Below are 17,286 nucleotides of genomic sequence, written 5' to 3'. Positions count from 1 at the left end.
AATGAGAAACAGATGTCCGAAAAAAGCTTTGCAAAGTATATAAAAGCTAGAAAGAAAATCACTGAAATTGAAATAGCAGGCAACAGGTTAATAATGAAAAAGACAGATTCAACGCAAAAGTTTTTAGAATTTCTATATTCAAAATTAGAAACAGCTCAAAAGAAAATATTTAAACCAACAGACGCAAATTCCACGTTCGAAAGAAAAAAACTTCCTCAAAGGGTCCTCGAGAACACAGATGGATCATTTTCAAACCAGAATATACCATTATTCTTTTCTAAAGTAGCCTCATCCTTTCACATCCTTTGTCATAAATGGACTGATGATGATCAAATCGCAATTCTTTCACCCCCACTTATAAAATCCAGCGGCTTGGCGCTACCAACAATTAGTGAATTTCAAAAAGGAGATACAATTCTTTCGCTAACATCCTCATTATTAGAGCAAACCGATCAAGTCATATCAAATAAAGACGAATTAACAATCGAATATACCGACAAACTTAAAAGCCAATGGCAAATTGAAGATTTCGAATTTGATCTACAAATTGGTATAGAAGGCCTGCATCAAAAAGAAAATTTTAGAAACTCAACTCCAATTCAAATTCAGTTTGCAATGGATGAAAATTCAATTTCATATGATATTACGTTTTTATCGAATTACATTCAAGAGGAAACTCTTGTTTTATTTTTAGAACGATTTGAAAAAATCTGGGGACTTGTTTGCAAAGAGCCAGACTTAAACATATCCGAAATCGATTTATTAATTCGGAATGAAAGAAATCTTATAGAAAAGCACTGGAATCAAACCGAAAAATTGATTCACTTAGAAAGTTCGATTACTGAAAGGGTTAGAAAATTTTCCGATAGCATTCCAAAAAACACGGCAATCCGAGATTCGCAAAAATCAATAAGTTACATAGAACTGGAAAAAATATCAAATCAAATCGCAAACTATTTAATTAAGACAGGAATTGAAAAGGAACAAATAGTTTCAGTTTGCATGCATAAATGTGCGGATATCTTACCAATTATCTTAGGTATTTGGAAAGCAGGTGGTGCCTTCCTTCCAATTGATCCGGCCTTACCAACCCAAAGAATCGCTCGAATTCTTGAAGATTCAAACGCCTCTATTATAATTTATGATTCAAAGCATTCGGACAATCTGCCTTCCAATCAGATATATTCGATTCCATACGACTTAAAAAAAATTGAAATATCCCAAGAATCTGAAGAACCTCCAAAAATCAAAAATCTTTCAAGTGATTTATGCTACGCAATTTTCACTTCTGGTACTACCGGCAATCCCAAGTGCGTTTTATTGGAACACAAAGGACTTATAAACCTATCTGAATTTTTCGAAGCTGAATTTCAAGTTTCGAATTATGACACGATAATTCAATTTTCTTCATTTAGTTTCGATGCCTACTTATGGGAAATTATAATGGCCATCACAAGAGGCGCAACCCTTGCTGTTCCAGATTCCAATTCAATTTTGGTCGGAGAAAGCCTTTCGCACTTTCTTCTTGAAAACAAAATTACGATTGCAACGCTACCACCATCCGTCCTTACGACTTTACAAGAAGAAAAACTTCCAGATTTGAGGCTTCTTTTTAGCGCAGGAGAAAGCTGCCTCGCCTCCATTGCACAAAAATGGTCGCAGCAGCTCCGCTTTATCAATGCATATGGACCGACAGAAACAACAATCTGCGCAACGTATTCTGAATATAACTTTAAAACAGATAAAAAGCCGCTAATTGGAAAGCCATTGCCAAATACTCAAATTTTAATTTTGGATAAATATCTTAAATTGAAACCGCCCGGATGCCCGGGAGAGATATGTGTTATCGGTATCGGGCTTGCGAGAGGATATCTGAATGAAAATAAACTTTCAAATGAAAAGTTTTGCGCAATTCAACTTAACGACATAGATCATACCGCATATCGAACAGGTGACTTTGGAGAGTGGAAAAAAGACGGAAGTATTGACTTCTTCGATCGAATTGACAATCAAATAAAGATTCGAGGATATCGAGTTGATCTTGAAGAAATCAAAAATCAAATAATATCAAATAAGGATGTATCCGACGCATATATAACAACAATCGGAAGCGAAGGAAACAAAGAAATCGCTGCATTCGTCGTACCGAATTCTTATTCAAGCCCCATTATCAATGACAAAGAGCGTTACCCGCTCGAAAATGGAATGTGGATATTACATCAAAATAGAAATGAAACAGATTTTATGTATTCCGAAATTTTTAGCGATCAATCATATCTAAAATATGGAATTGAAATTCAGGACGGTGATACAATTTTAGATATCGGCTCCAACATCGGACTTTTCTCTTTATTTGCTGCAAGCCATGGGCACAATATTAAAATTCATGCATTCGAACCTGTAATCGATATTTTTAATATATTAAAGATTAATTTAAGTTTATATGCTCCAAATAGCGTTGCTCACAACATGGCAATTTCAGAAAAAACAGGTGAAACACTAATAACCTTCTATCCCGAAATGTCTGGAATGTCCAGTCTATTAGCCGATAAAAATGAAGATACGACCCTGACGAGGACAGTCTTTCTCAATCAGACGAAAGAAAGAAAGGATTTATCAGACATAAACCCAGAGGAAACGAATCAATATATAAGTAATAAATTTAATTCTAAAACTCAGAAATGTTCTGCCATGAATCTTTCAGACTTTATAGAAATGAATAGTATAAAAACAATCGATCTCATAAAACTCGATGCCGAAAAGAGCGAATTGAATATTGTAAAAGGTATCGAAAAACACCACTGGTCAATTATACGACAAATCGTGATGGAGGTCCATGATCACAATGGATCTTTAGAAATAATTAAGAAAATTCTTATGGAAAACAATTTTGATTTTTTCATTGAGCAGCCACGATTATTCGTCGGCACCGAACTATATATTGTATTCGGGACCAATCGAAATTTAAAAAGAAAATCCATCGATACAAAAATTCAAACCTACAACCACAAATCGGTTCTTCGAAAGGAATTTTTACAACAACAACTTTCCTCACTCCTACCGTCCTATATGCTTCCTTCTTCGATTCATTTTATACAGACTTTCCCAATTAACCGCAATGGAAAAATCGACAAGAAAAAATTAATTACAGAAATCAACTCCAAACAATTGGATTTCGTTGAACCAAAAACAGAAATTGAATATGAAATCCGCGATATTTGCTCTGAAATATTGAATAAGAAAAATATTAATCTCAAGAGCAGCTTCTTCGAATTAGGTGGAAATTCGTTATTGGCCACGATACTTATCTCTCGAATAAAAAAAAATCTCAACGTGAACCTTCAGCTAAGGGAAATTTTTATTTGTAAAAATCTATTGGAATTAGCTGACTTTGTATCGAAAGAGCAATTAAAATCCGCTCCGATTGACACAATAGAAATGATACTAAGAAACATTGAGACTTCATAGGTGCTTTTTAATAATTCCCTTACCTTAAAGATGAAACAACGAAACTTAAACTAATTACGAAGAGATAGATATATTATGAATCAAGAAATCGAAAAAAGAATTCAAGACCTCAACCCGGCCCAACGAAAACTTTTCTTCGAACGATTAAATCAAACATCCAAAGGTAAAGGCATTACTATAACGAAAATGGAAATAAATTTGGAAAAAGAAAATCGAATTCCGCTTTCTTTTCCGCAGCAGAGACTATGGTTTTTAACTCAGTTAGATAAGAATTCAGCCGCTTATCATTGTCCCGTTGACATCGAATTTAATTCTCCAGTTCAAAAGGTAATTTTAGAAAAATCGATTCAAATAATTATGGATCGACATTCCATCCTAAAAACCTACTTCTCCGAAGAGAATGGAGTTCCATTTCAAAAAATCTTGTCTAATCTTTCTTTCCAATTAGAAGAAATTGATTTAAAAGCTTATCAGGAAGGAGAAAAAAAAGAGTTAGCAAAAAAAATTGCGCAAGAATACTCACAAAGACCATTCGATCTAACTAAAGCCCCGCTATTTAGAACGTTACTCATTTCCTTTGATCAAAATCTGAATATTCTTCATGTCAACTTTCACCACATTATCACCGATGGTTGGTCGATGGGAATATTCAGAAACGAACTGTTAGAGGTTTATCATTCGCTTTTAAAACAAAAAGAAGTTAACCTCCCAAAACTTGAAATACAATATTTCGATTTCTGTGATTGGCAAAAAAGGCAATGTACGAATGAAGCGATCGAAAATGCCTTAGATTATTGGAAAAAAAAGTTAACAGGTGCTCAGGAATTACTAGAATTCCCCAGTGCAAAGAAGAGACCACGTAATCTTAGCAACTCTGGGGATTATATTTATAAAGCAATTCCAAGCACGATAAGCGAAAGAATAAGAATCTTTTGTTTAGAGATGCAGATCACTCCTTATGTTTTCTTTTTAACCTTGTTTAAAACTATCCTCTATAAATACTCCGGAATCAATGATATAGTAGTCGGAGTACCGACAGCCGGACGAAAACATTCGGAGCTTGAAAATTTAATAGGCTTCTTTATCAATTTTTCAATCTCTCGTACTTATATAAGTAACGAACGCAGATTTTTAGAATTAGCAAAGGAAATTCAGGAGGAACAATTCGAGTCGTTCAAATTCGATGAAATTCCATTCGAACTAATCTTAAATAGGCTTGAAATATCAAGGAACACAAATAGTTCCCCCTTATTTCAAGTATGTTTCCTGTACCACAATATGAACTTAGCAGGGCTTAAATTGAACGGAATGTATTTGAGTAAATTAGCCGAAAATAATGGGACAGCCAAATACGAAATTTCCCTCTCTGTAAATGAGCATCTAGGTCAGTTCGAAATTTGTTTAGAATTTATGAACGATATTTATGATAAAAAAATTATGAACTCATTTTTATCCACTCTAATCTATGCGTCAGAGAGCATAGTTAAGAGTAAAACCTTGACTATCGGGAATATCGACTTGTTCAAGGAAAAACGAATCGATATTCAACCTTCCTATATCGAAGGACAAATGACAACGTTTTCGAATACATTACTTCATGAATTATTTGAAGGAAACGTTTCAGCTTACCCCGATAAAACAGCTATCTATTTTAACAAAGAAGTTTCCTATAAGCAATTGAACAATATCGCAGAAGAAATTGCAATGACCCTGACCAGCATGGGAATCACTCAAAAATCGATCGTCGGAATTTACTTAAATCGTTCGATCGAGCTTATTGCATCGATGATAGCAGTGCTAAAAATAGGATGTACCTATTTACCTTTAGATCCAGATTATCCACAAGAAAGAATCTCGTATATTATCGAAGATTCAAACGCCATTATTATAATAACGTCAAAATTACTATCTCAAAAGATTCACAATCGGCAAATATCTAAATTGTTAGTCGACTCAGATTCGATTCCAAAAGCAAACCATTATAGTATTTCAAAGGTTAAGAATTCTCCCATTGACCCGGCTTATATGCTATACACTTCCGGATCCACTGGAAAACCAAAAGGAGTAAAGGTTAAACATAGTTCTATCGTAAACTTCATACATTCGATGCATACTAAACCTGGAAGTTCCAGGGAGGACGTTTTCCTTGCTTTAACATCCGTTTCTTTCGATATTTCCGTTTTAGAGATTTTCCTACCATTGAGCACTGGAGCTTCCATTATTTTAGGAACAGAAAAATTATCGAAAGATGGATTGGCATTATTAAAACTTCTAAATGAACACAAGCCCTCGCCAAATATCGTACAGGCCACCCCAAGTACATGGCAAATTCTGATAGAGTCTGGATGGGTAAATAAATTAAACATCAAAGCACTGGTGGGGGGAGAGATTTTAACCGCAGAATTAGGGAATTCATTATTTTATCTTTGCAACGAAGTTTGGAATATGTACGGTCCAACTGAAACAACTATTTGGTCATGTATTTATCGTCTTTCAGAGGATGATATAAAAAAGGAAAAATCTATATCGATAGGCACTCCGATCAATAACACAACCGTTGTCATTTTAGATGAAAATCTAAATCTTGTTCCAAAGAACTGTCCCGGAGAACTATTAATCGCAGGAAAAGGAGTATGCGACGGATATCATAATCGCGACGAGTTAAACAAAGAGAAATTTATTACAAAGATAATTCATGGTGTGGCCCAACGCTTTTACAAAACAGGGGATATCGCTTTTATAGACGAAAACAATGAAATTCATTTCTTAGGCAGAAAAGATTCCCAAGTAAAATTTCTCGGGTATAGAATTGAAATTGAAGAAATAGAATCAATTTTAAAATCATTGGATTACATTCATAACTGTGCAGTTACAATCAAAACTGATAAACTAAATTCACCTCGATTGATAGCATATCTTATTTTCAAGAACAACGCGCCGCCTATTGATTTAAATAAAATTAGGTCATTTCTGCAAGAACAACTCCCTCATTTTATGATACCGAGTTTATTTATTCCAATCGAAAATTTACCGTATACCCCGAATATGAAGTTAGATAGGACACAACTTCCAGAGCCAGATTTTAATAGTTTATCCATCACATCAGATAGATCCCCGAAGAGCAAGCTTGAACGGGAAGTTCAAAAGATCATGCAAGAACTTCTAAATCTTAAAAAAATTGGCGTAACAGAAAATTTTTTCAGAATAGGAGGAACCTCGCTTACTTCAATTATACTTTTGAAGAGAATAAAAAAAGAGCTAAATATCGAAATCGAAATTCCTACTTTATTTCAATTTCCGACCATTGAGGGAATTGCAAAATCTATTGAAAAAAGGAGAAAAAAGACTAAGTTACATGTTTTCGATTCTCTAATATCACTTCAACCATTGGGCGAGGGAGATCCGATCTTTTGTGTTCATCCTTTGGATGGTCAGTCGCTGTGTTTTATGGATTTTGCAGCACATTTTGAAGGAAAACGACAAATCTTCGGTTTTCAATCTCCCGAGTTAAGCCTTAAAAAGAATGCTATCTCTAAAAATACCGTTAAAAGTATAGCGGCACTGTATGTGAGGGAGCTAAAGGCTATAAAACCGACCGGGCCCTATACTTTATTAGGCTGGTCGTTTGGAGCTTTAATTGCTTTTGAAATAGCGGTTCAATTGGAAATGACTGGAAATAAAATTGATACGATTATGATTATTGATACCCCTTCTCCGCTCATTGATTCCACAATTCAACGACAAAGAGGCGAATATATAATTATAAAAAATAAACTTTCGATAAAATTTTATAAGTTTCTACGCTTTATTGATAGGCTTAATAGCTTTTTATCGTTTCATCTTATGGTTTTTTATTCGTTTGGAACAACTGAACTCTTAAAACATCTCCTAAAGATGATTTCAAAAGGAGGTTATCTATTTGTATTTCAAAAGTATTTACCGAATCTCTTTAAGAATCTAACAGCTTACAAAAACTACACAACAAAAGAAAAGAGGATTTATCCGAATAGATTTCTATTATTTAAGGCTGATAATTCAAATTTAAAAAGTAAAAGTATAAAAAAATTCTTTAACTTAGAAATATTTCAAAACGATCCATCCTATGGCTGGCAAAAACATTCGACAACTCATGTTGAAACATATGATATAAACGGAAACCACGTAAATATTTTTATTGAAAAGGAAAACGCAAAAGCAGCCGCCATTAAAATCTACGATACTCTATCTCAAAAGCAATTTTAAAAGTATAAGTATTAAGTATTTATTAACCACAACATTTCTCGAATCGAAATTTCTTTGATAACGAATGATTGGCTATTCTCGGCCGCGGCGTACGCCGAATAGGAGGGATCTAATTCAATTTTTGATAAATTGATATTTTTACCTCTCCAAACAACTAACTTATCGCTAAGATTAACATTTCTTAAATCAGCCAGGTCATTAACACCTGACCCTACAAGTTTGAGAATAGCTTCTTTCTTAGTCCAAAACTGCATAAAAGTAAGATTTGGACTTGCGCTACTTTGAATCTTTTTAATTTCTGAATTACTAAAAAAATCAAGAAAATCTTCGCTATTAATTTTAACGATTTTTTCAACATCAAAACCTACTCTCCCTGCGTCTGAGAAAGCACACCCAACGATCCCCTGCGAATGAGATATATTAAAATCAACGCGTCCATCGACAAAAGGTCTTCCGAACTCACTAAATTGAACCTGATATTCTCTGTTTCTTGTTAGTTCATACTTTTGAAACCCGATATTTAGCAGAATCCTTCCTATCAGACTATAATTATGTTGGTCGACCGTCCATCTCAGTTTATTCTGAAATTCTCTTAAATACCATTTGCAATTAGAACCCACATCCAAATATGCTTTTTCTAAATCAATCGGAACGAAAGTATATAATAACAAGTTTGCCAATGAATTTAAAGATCACAATAAGTGCATTTTTATATCAATCTCACTTTTTGCTTAGACTACAAGTTTCTTACTTATCCGCCTTCCTTTATCAATCATATTCCAGAAAATAAAATTATAGGCCAACCAGACGAATGATCCAATGTAAATAGCCGTAAAAAAAAACTTAAACATAGTGGCATCCTTTGAAAGCAAGATCGAACTTTGTCCTCCATGAAAGCTCGGCCAAAGTAGCGCAGGTATTAATAAGAGAATCGGATGCAGCATCGACATTAAGCCATGAATAAATTCTTCACTAGCTTCACATTCTCGATTGTGCACCCAAACATCTTTCACAACTGTCATACAGGATATTAAGGCAAAGATCACATAAACTAATAGATTCGTTTGATCATATTCGAAAAATATTAAAATTGAATATGGAATGATGGTAAAAACGATATCAATAGAATGCCCAATTCTCTCCCAAGTAGGTAGACCTCGTTTCCAATGAAAATAAAACTCATCAATAGCCGCTAGAACTAAACCGAAAAAGAAAGGGAAAGCAAAAGTATAAAAATTGAACATTATGAAACTACCTCGCGAACGATGAATAAAAAAATTTACGTTCAAAAAATTCGAACAAACTGTACGGCAGAAATCTGCGCATCACAGAGACAATTTTCGCATCTAAACCAATAATCGTCCTAAACGATGGATTCTTTCGAATTATCAATTTGTGGATAATTCTCGGAACTTTTCTAGAATCATTGTTTATTAATGGAATTACATTTAGGAATTTATCTCTAACAGATTCAGAAACGCCTTTATATTTACTTTCATCCGTTCCAAATTTATCGGCGTATTTCGCATTTTCGTAAAAGATTGCTGTTGGAAATATTCCAGGTTGCAGAAGCAATACTTTTATTCCGAAATAAGCAAGTTCATGACGTAACGATTCTGAAAACCCTTCTAATGCCCATTTGCTACTGAGGTATGCCCCTAAAAATGGAACTCCGCAATAAGCGGCTATACTGGAAATATTAATAATACGAGGATCTGACGATTTCTTAATCAGCGGCAAAAACGCACGGGTAACGCTTTGCACGCCAAAAAAATTAGTCTGGAATTGTGCAAAAATTTCCTCCGAAGAAAGATCCTCGAAAGTTCCTCCGACTCCGTAACCAGCATTATTGATTAGTATGTCGATTCGCTCCGTTTCTTTCGCGATTTCTTGTAATGCTTTCGCTATAGAATTTTCGTTGCTCACATCGAAATAAACAATTCTAAGATTATTTTTCAAGTAGCGTTCATCTTCAATTAGACGAGCGGCTTTTTTCTCGTTTCGTACACCCGCAAAAACCTTGAATCCTTTTGAGGCAAGAAAAATGGCTGTCAAATAACCGAAACCACTTGAGCAACCTGTGATTAAAACAACTTTCCTATCCATCGATTCGATTTTATTTTTCATAAAAAAAATTCCTTTCCTCCGAAAAGCATCTCCGCATGAATTCCCGAATTTTTGCAATTTTCGATAAAAGCTTTCGATTCTTTTATCGGTTCAGATAATTCACTATAGTTTGTAGCCATCACGTGACTAAACCAAGGCTCAAGCCCCATTGCATATACATATGCCCTCTGAATGCCAAGAGTTTTTACGATTTCAAGTGCTTTTTTATGATTCGAACCGGACAATCTTCTTGACTGTTCCATCTTTCTATCCGGAAGAAAAGCAAGCAAAGGACCATATTGCCAAGTGAACGGTGCTCCGCTGCATTCCATTCCTATAAATAAATCATCAATATTTCCTAATTCACTTTGAATATTATAATATAATGTTTCATCTATATTATTTGAATCAGCTGCGAACATAATCTTCCTCTCACCAATCGAAATGAGAGGGGCTATTTTACATCTTACGTTCAAATCTCCATGCTCACCCAAAAACGGAACTCCAGTTACCATAATATCTCCAACCTGAACGGATTCCATATCATCAATTTCATACACATTTTCAAAGCCCAGCGCATGAAGTATATATTTCAGTGAAGGATCAATCAAAGTACCATTCGCTCTCGGAACGATAACTAATCCTGTTTTATAACGAATCTGAAGTAGGGTTTCTATTACAACATGATCTTGATGATTATGGGTGAGAACCACCGCGTCTATTTTTTCAGGTAAATCTCGAAAGGAAAACTGCAGTAAATCAGGGTCTTGAGAATTTGGATTCACTATAAATGGATCGATGAGGATAGAGGATTCAGGAGTTTCTATACAAACACATGCATGTCCGAAATAACGTAGAATCGTTTTCTCAGTTTTTTTATTAGTCTTTTCGAAAGTGACGAACATTTCCATAAAGGACTTTCTATATTCCTTTCCAAGTTCCAACTCTTCAAATACCGACTCGGGGTTTGCAGGCTCACTATGCATCATAAATAACTTATCGTATGCCTTATTCGCAAACGGCTTAAGCACGTGTATTTCATTTTCATCGGGAAATCTTGGTGTGCTTAGAACAAATGATCGGCGAGCAGATGACTTTAACGATAAAACTGACGATTGATTTTGAACCTTATTGAATTTACTTGTATAAAAGAATCTTTCGAAAAAACGATAGGAAGGAGAATTTGAAAGATCATAGTGCAACTCAATTTTCCCCCTAAGCGATTCTCCAAGCCTCTGATATAGATTTTCCAAAGAATATCCATTCGCCTCTTCAGATAACATTTCATTTAAAGATTTAAGATCATTTCGAACGATACTATATTCTACATTGCGAGCGAAAGTCTCATCATGAAGTGCTTTAATTTTATCCACCATCGTTTCGTCGTAATTTATAAAAGGCCCCCCAATCATTTCTGGATTTTTAGAAGCCTGAATATGGATCTTTGGGTTAGAAATAAAAGAGTGCATAACCTTAGAATAATATTCTACAAAAAAAACTGCACACGATATCGGGGAAATCAAATAAGGCCAAGCATACCATTGATTTATTAACGGTTCAAACTGAAACTGCAAGCTAAGCTGCTTATAATTAGTTAACATTTATATAATATACCGAATTTCAGAAATAATTTCACTACTTCAAATCTCTTTCTGAGAAAGTACACCCTTAAGCCCGCAATTCGAATCTAAATCCTCAATTTGCAGATGATTCCTATATTGAATGGCAATTGGATCCATTATTCTAGCCCATAGAAAAGGAAAAAAAGATAAAAGAATCATCCCCGAAGGACCAGAGATAGCCTTTGGACTTTTTTCAAAATAAGAAAGTAGCTGAAATGGTTTTGAAGGATTGCAATGATGATCGGCATGTCTGGGAAGATTCAACAAAACCAGACTCGAAAACCAAAAGCTGGTGTCCCAAGCATGCTCTACACTACCCTTTTCGAATACACCAGGCGAAATTTCTCTTCTTTCTAATCCATAGTGTGCAACGTAATTTGCACATTCAATAACTAATAAGGCGGCAATTCCTTGCGCGATATAAAAAAGAGCCGCATAAGAACCAAAAATAGAATAAATTCCAAACAAAGTTAATAATGAAATCGTCATCAGTAGAATAAATCTATTTTTAAAAGTCCACGCAGCTCTTCCGCTTATAGTAGCTTTTTTTTTCTCCAAACGCCAGGCGTTCCGCAAACTCCCCGAAATACTACGCGGAATAAAGTGATATAAGGATTCCCCAAGAAAGGATGTAGAAACATCTTTTGGGGTGCAATAATTTACATGATGTCCGGAAAGATGTTCAATAAAGTAATGAGGATAAAAAATAGAAGAATAGCCAATCAAGCTAATTAATCGCTCCCACTTATTCGTACTATGCGAGAGTTCATGAGAAACTAAACCAAAAGCACCCAAGGCCAATCCTGTTGAAACGAGGTGACCAATAAGAAAATAATTCTCACCATCATATAAAACTCCGAGATAAATCCCAAACATTACGAGCAAGAGTTGAAGCAAAAAGCAAAAGTAAAGTATTATTCGAAACTTCATCGACCCTGCTTTAGAATTCGGCTCCGCATATTGTGTTGTGTCTCGCCCAAATAAAAAATCTAAAGCAGGAACAATTAGAAAAAAGAACAATGGGGTAATAAAAAAATAGGAGTCCCCTGCAAGATATCCAAGAATTGGGGATAACGGAACCAAAGAGGCAAGTAAATATTTCATCGTTTTTTCCTATGATAATTTTAGCATAAGGGAAATTTATTCGCATAAAACTCCCTTATATTTTAGTTGTAAGTGAACGTTGCAAAAGCCGTCGTAACGCCTGCAGAACCAACACACATCATTACACGAGACCCTTTTCTTAATCGTCCCTCTTTTTCAGCTAGCGAAATCGCAAGCGGCAACGAAGCTGAGACTGTATTGCCGTATGTAGAATGTGTTTGGTAAAATAAATCAGTACTCATTCCAACTTGACGCATAAGATTTTCAGCAAAAGCATCGGAAGCTGAATGTGTAAAAATAATATCCGGTTGATAGGTTTTAAGTTTCGTATCAGATCTAAAGTGCTTTATCAATTGAACACTAGTAAATGTAAACAATTCCCTTGCGAATGAAAAAAATTCACCAGAAGGAGCGCTATCCATGTAATCTTCTCCTTTCGGAGAATACTTTAAATAATTTTTCAGAGGAATTTTGCAGGCCTTATGCATTTTGCCAAAATTCTTAAAGGTAAAATAAAAATCTTCTTTCCCATCCTTATCTTGATCGACACCGATAATCGTTGCAGTTGCCGCCTCTCCAAGGGTTAAGCCAGGGAATTTGAATTTGAGTTCGGATTTATCACGTATTTGATAAGATACAACAGAACTAGCGTTGAACTCACTGTTCACTATCATAATTTTTTTATAAATCCCCATTTGAGTGTACAAATAAGCAACCTGCAATGCCCGTATCCAAGAGGCACACGCATCCAAAATGTCATAACAAGTCGCATTAACAAGACCTAACGAATGTTGAAAAACATTAGCTGTAGCGGGCTCCAAAAATCCGCGAGAAACGCCAACGTAAATTAAACAATCGATTTCAGACGGAGCAATCCCAGCCGAACTCAATGCTTCCCTACCTGCCTTCATTAACAATTCATAAGGCGTTTCTCCATTTTCATCGTTCAAATGGAAACATTCATTTGTTCCCGATTTTAGATAGAGCTTTTCTATCTCATCACAAAGATCATCTAAGCCTTCGTTTGAGAAAAACTGTGCGCTTGCCGATCGAACTTTCTTCACGATATCTGCACTACTCATTTTTCTTGTTGGAACTGCACTTTTTACTGAAAGAAATTTCATTTATATTCTTCCTTTTATCCTATTTCAAATTTACAAACAATATTGATAAGATTATGCCCTATTTCAATATAAAGTTTCTTATCCTTTTTCATGAAAGCTCAAGAATTTAAAACATTATACAACAGTTATTTAGAATAATATTCATTCCAAATATATGGCTTATCTCATACAGTTACTATCGATTAACATCTAAATACGGACATTTATTTTTTAGTTTTTTCAAATATTTAGTATTTTTATATCTTTGAATATTCTAAAAGCAGCAAATTGTCTGTAGCGATCGCTAAATATACTTCAAAAGAGAACGATCGAAAACCCAAATCTTCTATCATCGAAACATGAGCTCTTAATCACATTATAAAATTAAGCTATCCTAAAATAAGAAATACAAGAGAACTCTTTATTGAATTTTAGTAAATCGAAGGTATTTAAAATATCTTTAACAGAAAGCATAAAAATGCTGCAACGGAGATTCATGAATCAAATTTACTCTAAATTTATAAACGATGCTATCGGATTGAAGAATTTATAGAAAAAATCTAAGACCAATTCTAAGAAGCTACTTAAACCTTCACTTAACTAAGATCAGCGGTAGGGTTGGAGCATCTAATTCGAAAGCCAAATATGAGAACCATTCTCAATAAGGCATCTCCAAAATCCTAACTCGCAGAGTTGAATACCAGTTTCTTACCCTTCAGAGATTTTCCTTTTTTCGAATCTTTTCAAAGCATAACGAATCGAGCGTCCGCCCTTATATTTCTATTAAACTCATTCGCGCTTAATTTACTCTTTTCTCCCAAAATAAGCGGGTTGAAAAATGAATCGACAGTGACAGGAAGCCTCATACCCTTGTATTCAACATTGTTTGGAACGCTTTTTTTTATCTTTCTAACAAGATAAAAAAAGATCAAATTTCGATGCTGAAACTCGGGTGGATTACAAGAATTTCTCTAAGCTTTCATCAGAAAGAAATAATCAGAAAGTGTTTCCGAAGAATGAATTTATAATTTAAATGACAATATAAGAAGAAGGAAGGAAACGCTCCTAACATGAATTTACTTAGAGTATTGTTTCACGTGGTCTTCACCATTATTTTTTTTACAGCAGGTTTTGTTTTTGTACGAGCTATCCTGTATAGACTTAAACTTATTTTTAGCGCCCGCCCTGCGACCGGAACCGAAAATTTCTTCCTTTTCAAAAATCTCGGTTTTAGACTTAGATCCTTCGTTGAAAATGTTGTGTTACAAAAAAAGAATTTCAAAGAGCCTATACGAGGCATTATGCATGCCTTTGTCTTTTACGGGTTTTTAACTTATGCATTTCATAACGTTAGTCAAATGCTTGCAGGTGTTTTAGGTTGGGGCTTAGAAGATCCTTATAAATTTTCTATTATTGGTCTTTTTTCAGAAACCTTAGACCACTCTTATCATTCCATCTTACAAGTCGTTTCGATTCTTGTTTTAGTCGGTCTCGGATTCTTTGCTTGGAGAAGATGGATTCAAAAAGCGAAAGGCCTCGACGTTCATTCTCCGGCGTCTGCAATCGTAATCAGTATGATTTCGATTCTGATGATCACCACTCTTTTGGGAGAAGGCGCAAAAGCAGTAGGAGCGGTTTACGACAGTCCGACTGAAAACGCTTCCTTTATCGCAGCCGGAATCGGCGCGGTTTGGAAATCCATCGGCGTGGAATATTCTACAGCGGACTTGGTCGTTCAGATCATGTGGTGGGTTCACATTCTTTCCGTATTCGCGTTCATGCTCTACGTGCCTACTTCCAAGCACGCACACTTGATCTTTGCACCGTTCAACTACTTCCTTCAATCCGATACTCCAAAGGGCGCTCTTTCCAAACTCAACTTGGAAGACGAGAACGTTGTTTGGGGTGTGAACCGTGTGGAAGATTTCCCTTGGCCGAACCTTCTCGACGGTATGTCTTGTATCGAGTGCGGTCGCTGCCAAGTTCAGTGCCCTGCAAACAGAACCGGAAAGGTTCTCAATCCGAAGATGATCATCGCGGATTTAAAACACGCCCTTTTGGATAAAATGCCCGAAGTCGCAAAAATCAGAGCGGAAGAATCCGATGCTGCAGCCGCGGCGGAAAAAGTTGCTGCTCTGGACACGGGAGTCATCAACAGCTACGAAGGTTTAAGCGAAGAAGCCCTTTGGGGTTGCACGACTTGTTACGCTTGCGTGGAAGCTTGTCCCGTTGGAAACAACCAAGTCAACGCGATCATGGAAATGAGAAGACACTTGGTTCTTGCGGAATCCAAGTTCCCTGTGGAATTACAAAACGCATTCGTAAACATGGAAAACAACTCCAACCCTTGGGGAGTCGGAGCACACACGAGAGCGGACTGGGCAGACGGTCTTGGCGTTAAAACGATGGCGGAAGATTCCAACGTAGACGTTCTTTACTGGGTCGGATGTGCGGGAGCTTTTGATGAAAGAAACAAGAGCATCGCGAAGTCTTTCGTAAAAATTCTCCAGAAGGCGGACGTAAAATTCGGAATCCTCGGAACCGAAGAAAACTGTTCCGGTGATTCTGCAAGACGAGGCGGGAACGAATACCTCTATCAAACCCTCGCACAAGCGAACGTGGACACGATGAACGGATACAACGTGAAAAAAGTAGTAACCGCTTGTCCACACTGCTACAACACGATCAAAAACGAATATCCTCAGTTCGGCGGAAACTTCGAAGTGGTTCACCACTCCGAATTCATCAATGAACTCGTGAAGGACAAAAAACTCGACGTGAAAACAGCGGAAGACGCTTCCTCCGGAAAATACACGTATCATGATTCCTGCTACATCGGCCGTTACAACGACAACTACGAGAATCCGAGAGACGTGGTTAAAAAGATCTCCGGCGGTAAACTCGCGGAACCTTCCGATCACCATACAAAAGGACTTTGTTGCGGTGCGGGCGGCGCTCAGATGTGGATGGAAGAGCAAAACAACGACCGCGTCAACGTCAAGAGAACCAAACAGCTTCTCGATACGGGAGCGACTACGATCGCAACCGCTTGTCCTTTCTGCGTGACCATGATCACCGACGGTGTGAAACACGAAGGAAAGATCGAAGAAGTAAAAGTAAAAGACATTGCGGAGTTGGTTGCGGATAACCTCCAGTAACGAATTCTACTTTAGAATTTACTAAAATAGATTTCCTTCGAGAACGCGGAATTCGTTCCAAGCGGTTTGAAAGAAATCTACGAAAAAGCCGGTTTTCAACCGGCTTTTTTTATACGTAAAATTCCCCTTATGCAAAGGTAAATCCAGTCGTATTCGATTTTTTAAATCCACCGAAGTAGGCATTCCCACTCCGTTACCCTTTATGACTGATTTGTAATATTCACCGCGTTGCGAAAAACGGGATCTCTATCTTAGCATCCGAAGATTCTTTAAAAGCGTGCGATCGTGAATTGTTTAAAAATTCGTTCAAGATCCTGGCGCGAAGAATCAAAGACCTTTCGATTTAAAAGAACCTGTCTTCCTTACAACGGATTGAAGCGAATTTCATACGAACAGGCGAACGCTGGCCTTTCAAAAAAAATAGGCGAAGTGACCCAAAAAGCCGCTCCGCCTCAAAGACATCTGGTGCAAATACAGAATGTA

The 17,286-nt window shown here is 36.2% G+C and carries 9 protein-coding genes and 1 pseudogene; 3 read left to right on the top strand and 7 right to left on the bottom strand.

Features of this window, described 5'->3' with window-relative positions; all coding sequences use genetic code 11:
- Positions 1–12: 12 nt before the first annotated feature.
- Complete coding sequence (locus DLM76_RS12430; protein ID WP_118965390.1) at positions 13–3,468, top strand: amino acid adenylation domain-containing protein; 3,456 nt, start codon at positions 13–15, stop codon at positions 3,466–3,468.
- Between the two features lie 75 nt (positions 3,469–3,543).
- Positions 3,544–7,710 carry a non-ribosomal peptide synthetase gene (locus DLM76_RS12425; RefSeq protein WP_118965389.1) on the top strand — a complete coding sequence of 1,389 codons (4,167 nt, stop codon included), beginning with the start codon at positions 3,544–3,546 and terminating at the stop codon, positions 7,708–7,710.
- An 11-nt stretch (positions 7,711–7,721) separates the two neighbouring features.
- Here the strand turns inward: DLM76_RS12425 and DLM76_RS12420 are convergent, their stop codons facing one another.
- The 6 genes from DLM76_RS12420 to DLM76_RS12395 form a co-directional block, all read right to left on the bottom strand.
- Entirely contained in the window at positions 7,722–8,390 is a 669-nt protein-coding gene (locus DLM76_RS12420; RefSeq protein WP_118965388.1) for a 4'-phosphopantetheinyl transferase family protein, read from the bottom strand.
- A 51-nt stretch (positions 8,391–8,441) separates the two neighbouring features.
- Positions 8,442–8,954 (bottom strand): hypothetical protein, encoded by a 513-nt coding sequence (locus DLM76_RS12415; RefSeq protein WP_118965387.1) that lies wholly within the window; start codon positions 8,952–8,954, stop codon positions 8,442–8,444.
- Between the two features lie 7 nt (positions 8,955–8,961).
- Positions 8,962–9,837 carry an SDR family oxidoreductase gene (locus DLM76_RS12410; protein WP_118965386.1) on the bottom strand — a complete coding sequence of 292 codons (876 nt, stop codon included), beginning with the start codon at positions 9,835–9,837 and terminating at the stop codon, positions 8,962–8,964.
- Positions 9,834–11,417 carry an MBL fold metallo-hydrolase gene (locus tag DLM76_RS12405; protein ID WP_118965385.1) on the bottom strand — a complete coding sequence of 528 codons (1,584 nt, stop codon included), beginning with the start codon at positions 11,415–11,417 and terminating at the stop codon, positions 9,834–9,836. The genes DLM76_RS12410 and DLM76_RS12405 overlap by 4 nt, the downstream gene beginning before the upstream one ends.
- A gap of 39 nt (positions 11,418–11,456) precedes the next feature.
- Positions 11,457–12,542 (bottom strand): alkane 1-monooxygenase, encoded by a 1,086-nt coding sequence (locus DLM76_RS12400; RefSeq protein WP_118965384.1) that lies wholly within the window; start codon positions 12,540–12,542, stop codon positions 11,457–11,459.
- 62 nt (positions 12,543–12,604) lie between these two features.
- On the bottom strand, positions 12,605–13,666 hold the full coding sequence (locus tag DLM76_RS12395) for a 3-oxoacyl-ACP synthase III family protein (protein WP_118965383.1): 1,062 nt from the start codon (positions 13,664–13,666) through the stop codon (positions 12,605–12,607).
- A 1,049-nt stretch (positions 13,667–14,715) separates the two neighbouring features.
- On the opposite strand from DLM76_RS12395, the gene DLM76_RS12385 reads away from it, so the two are divergent.
- Complete coding sequence (locus DLM76_RS12385; RefSeq protein ID WP_118965381.1) at positions 14,716–16,803, top strand: (Fe-S)-binding protein; 2,088 nt, start codon at positions 14,716–14,718, stop codon at positions 16,801–16,803.
- 136 nt (positions 16,804–16,939) lie between these two features.
- Here DLM76_RS12385 and DLM76_RS21895 read toward each other — a convergent pair.
- A pseudogene (locus DLM76_RS21895) lies at positions 16,940–17,122 on the bottom strand (sensor histidine kinase); the annotation flags it as partial.
- Positions 17,123–17,286 lie beyond the last annotated feature (164 nt).

The organism is Leptospira yasudae, from assembly GCF_003545925.1.
In the GTDB taxonomy this organism is placed as follows: domain Bacteria; phylum Spirochaetota; class Leptospiria; order Leptospirales; family Leptospiraceae; genus Leptospira; species Leptospira yasudae.
Note: the sequence above shows the minus strand (reverse complement) of the source record. Positions and strands in the feature narration are given on the sequence as shown.